Here is a 3,213-nt window from a genome sequence, read left to right on the forward strand (position 1 = left end):
ATGTTGGGCGCGAAGCCGCCGGTCACGATCAGGCCCACGTCGCCCTCGGCCCGCTCGCGGAAGTACGCCGCCATGCGCGAGAGGTCGCGCCCGTCCTCCAGCCCCGTGTGCATGGAGCCCATGAGCACGCGGTTCTTGATCGTCGTGAAGCCCAGATCGAGCGGCGCGAGCAGGTGGGGGTACAGGGCAGCGCCGGGGGTTACAGCGGGTGCGGCAGGCGCGACGGTGGCAGAGGAATGCATGGTGTCTCGGGATGGGCAGAAGATTTTTCTAGAACTTTATTCTAGAATTCCATTCCATGGCAAGCCGTACCACCGCTCCACAACCTTCTCCACCGGCCGAGGCCGGCACCGACCGCCGCCAGGACATCCTGAACGCCGCCCTGGCCTGCGCCATCGACGCGGGGGTGGATGCAGTTTCCATCGACGGCGTGCGCGCACGCTGCGGCGCCAGTGTGGGCAGCATCTACCACCACTTTGGCAACAAGGATGGCATCGTGGCTGCGCTGTTCTTCGACATCTTCCACGAGCAGTCGCGCAGTGTGCAGGTGCAACTGGACGCGGCCCGTGGCGCACAGGCCGGCGTGCATGCGCTGGTCACGGGCTACCTGGACTGGGTGGTGGCCCACCCCGAGCGCGCGCGCTTTCTGTTCCAGGCACGCAGCGCGGTGGCCGGGGGCCCGCGCACGCCCGATCTGGCCGAGGCCGCCCGCCGCCGCAATCAGGCCCTGGTGGCGTGGTTCGAACCGCATCGCCAGGCGGGCGCCGTGCGCGACCTGCCTTGTGAGCTGATGCCTTCGCTGGTGATGGGCCCGGTGCAAAGCTATTGCCGCGCCTGGCTGTCGGGCCCCAGCACCCTGCCATCGCCCAGCACCTACCGCGAGGCATTGGCCGACGCTGCGTGGCGTGCGGTGCGCGCCTGAAAAAGCCTGCGTGGCACGCACTGTGCCGTGTCTCTCGTGCACAGCACCCGCACATCTCTTTTCACACCTCGGCCATGGTGAACGAGCGGCGCCATGCGGCGTGAAACGGGCACTGCGCGATGCAGGGTGTGGCGGCCGAGCATCGCGGATGCGTTTCTCGAGCCCCCCCCGAGCCGCACACCGGCGGCATGCCGGCGCACAGGCCCGCCTTTTGCAGGCAGCCAGGCCCAGCCCCCCCAAAAGGGCGCCGTGGCGCCCTTTTTCACGACCGGGATGCAGGAATCAAAGCGCCTGCGCCAGGCGCGCCACCCCTTCGCGGATCTTCTCGACATCGGCGGTGGCGAACGACAGGCGCAGCGTGGCGTGGTCCGGGTTCTGGGCAAAGAATGGCGTGCCGGGCACGAAGGCCACACCCTTTTCGATCGCTGCCTTGGCCAGCACATTGGCATCGGCCACCTTGCCACCGGCGCCCGTCAGGCGCAGCCACACGAACAGCCCGCCTTGCGGCTGCACGAACTCGACGGCATCGCCCAGTTCCTTGCGCAGCGCATCGCACAGCGCCTGGGCCCGCTCGGCATAGACCTTGCGCACATTCGCCAGCGTGGCGGGCATGCGGCCCGCCTTGAGGTATTGCGCCGCCGTGGCCTGTGCAAATGTGCTGGTGTGCGCATCACTGAACTGCTTGCACATCACGGCCTTGGCGAGCAGCTCGGGCGGGGCGATCAGCCAGCCAATGCGCAGGCCAGGGCTCAACACCTTGCTCAGGCTGCCGCAATGGGCCAGCAGGGCGCGGCTACCGGGCACCTGGCCTGACAGCGCCAGCAGGCTGGGTGGCGGTGCTTCGCCAAAATACAGATCACCATAGGGGTCGTCTTCCACCACCAGGGTCTGGTACTTCACGGCCAGTTCCAGCACCTTCTGGCGGCGCGCCAGGCTCAGCATCGCACCGCTGGGGTTGCCGAAGGTGGGAATCAGGTACACGAGCTTGGGCTTGTGCTCGGCAATGAGCTGCTCGAGCACGTCCACCTTCACGCCATCGCTGTCCACGGGCGCGCTGATGACTTCGGCGCCATACAGGCGAAAGCACTGGATGGTGGCCAGGAAGGTGGGGCCTTCGACGATCACCTTGTCGCCGGGGCTGATCATGGTCTTGCCCAGCAGGTCCAGCGCCTGCTGGCTGCCGGTGGTGACAATGAGCTGCTCGGGCGCCACATCGCGCGCGCCCTTGCTCGCCATGAAGGCGGCCAGCTGCTCGCGCAAAGGCTGGTAGCCCTCGGTGGCACCGTACTGCAAGGCAGCGCCGGGCTCTTCCTGCAACGCCTGGTTGCTCGCGGCGCGGATGCCGTCGACGTCGAACATGGCGCTGTCGGGAAAGCCCCCGGCAAAGCTGATGATGCCGGGCTTGCCCAGCAGCTTGAAGAGTTCGCGGATGGCTGAGGTTTCGACGTTGTTCAGGCGGTCGGCAAATTGCATGGCGTTGTAAAGGTTGGGCGAGAGATGGCACATTGTCGCCAATTGGCGGCCCGGGTTCCTGCATACCGGCGGCGCAGGGGTGGCGCAAGAGCTGGGCAGGCCCCTTCAACTCTCAATGCGCCTTGCTCTGCCCCTACACTGCGCGGCATGCAAACCGCGTTGATCGAACCCTTCTTTGCCACCCTTCGGGCCGCCAATCCGCAGCCCAACACCGAGCTGGAATACACCACCGTGTTCGAGCTGCTGGCCGCCGTGCTGCTGTCGGCGCAGGCCACCGACGTGGGCGTGAACAAGGCCACACGCCGGTTGTTCCCGGTGGCGGGCACGCCGCAGGCCATCCTCGACCTGGGGCTGGAAGGCCTGGAGGGTTACATCAAGACCATCGGCCTCTACAAAAGCAAGGCAAGGCACCTGCTGGAAACCTGCCGCATTCTTGTGGAGCAGCACGGCGGCGTGGTGCCGCGCACGCGCGAAGCCCTGGAAGCCCTGCCCGGCGTGGGCCGCAAGACCGCCAACGTGGTGCTCAACGTGGCCTTCGGCCAGCCCACCATGGCGGTGGACACGCACATCTTTCGGGTCAGCAACCGCACCGGACTGGCTCCTGGCAAGAACCCGCTGGCCGTGGAGGTGCAACTGCTGCAGCGTGTGCCGCCCGCCTACGCGGTGGACGCGCACCACTGGCTCATTCTGCTGGGCCGCTATGTATGCCAGGCGCGCAAGCCCCGCTGCTGGGAATGCGTGGTGGCGCCTTACTGCGATTACCAACCCAAGACGCCGGCACCGCAGCGCGCCTGACGCGGGCGCCGCGCCGTCCCCGC

4 protein-coding genes are annotated in these 3,213 nt (G+C 67.4%); 2 read left to right on the forward strand and 2 right to left on the reverse strand.

Annotated features, from left to right (window positions below; all coding sequences use genetic code 11):
* Positions 1-242 (reverse strand): oxidoreductase (locus ACDELDRAFT_RS20530; RefSeq protein ID WP_005800003.1); only part of this gene is annotated, 242 nt, incomplete at its 3' end.
* Between the two features lie 56 nt (positions 243-298).
* Between ACDELDRAFT_RS20530 and ACDELDRAFT_RS20535 the strand changes: the two genes are divergently transcribed.
* Positions 299-922 carry a TetR/AcrR family transcriptional regulator gene (locus ACDELDRAFT_RS20535; RefSeq protein ID WP_005800004.1) on the forward strand — a complete coding sequence of 208 codons (624 nt, stop codon included), beginning with the start codon at positions 299-301 and terminating at the stop codon, positions 920-922.
* A 282-nt stretch (positions 923-1,204) separates the two neighbouring features.
* Here the strand turns inward: ACDELDRAFT_RS20535 and ACDELDRAFT_RS20540 are convergent, their stop codons facing one another.
* A complete protein-coding gene (locus tag ACDELDRAFT_RS20540) occupies positions 1,205-2,395 on the reverse strand; it encodes an aminotransferase-like domain-containing protein (protein WP_040330167.1) in 1,191 nt (396 codons plus the stop codon).
* A 147-nt stretch (positions 2,396-2,542) separates the two neighbouring features.
* On the opposite strand from ACDELDRAFT_RS20540, the gene nth reads away from it, so the two are divergent.
* Positions 2,543-3,190 (forward strand): endonuclease III, encoded by a 648-nt coding sequence (gene nth / locus ACDELDRAFT_RS20545; protein WP_005800006.1) that lies wholly within the window; start codon positions 2,543-2,545, stop codon positions 3,188-3,190.
* Positions 3,191-3,213: the final 23 nt, after the last annotated feature.

The sequence above is a fragment of the Acidovorax delafieldii 2AN genome (genome assembly GCF_000175235.1).
GTDB classification, from domain to species: domain Bacteria; phylum Pseudomonadota; class Gammaproteobacteria; order Burkholderiales; family Burkholderiaceae_C; genus Acidovorax; species Acidovorax delafieldii_B.

What these genes read in the sequence shown, in the direction of transcription:
- ACDELDRAFT_RS20535 (WP_005800004.1), top strand. Translation starts at nt 299, where the DNA reads ATGGCAAGCCGTACCACCGCTCCACAACCTTCTCCACCGGCCGAGGCC.
- ACDELDRAFT_RS20540 (WP_040330167.1), bottom strand. Translation starts at nt 2,395, where the DNA reads ATGCAATTTGCCGACCGCCTGAACAACGTCGAAACCTCAGCCATCCGC.
- nth (WP_005800006.1), top strand. Translation starts at nt 2,543, where the DNA reads ATGCAAACCGCGTTGATCGAACCCTTCTTTGCCACCCTTCGGGCCGCC.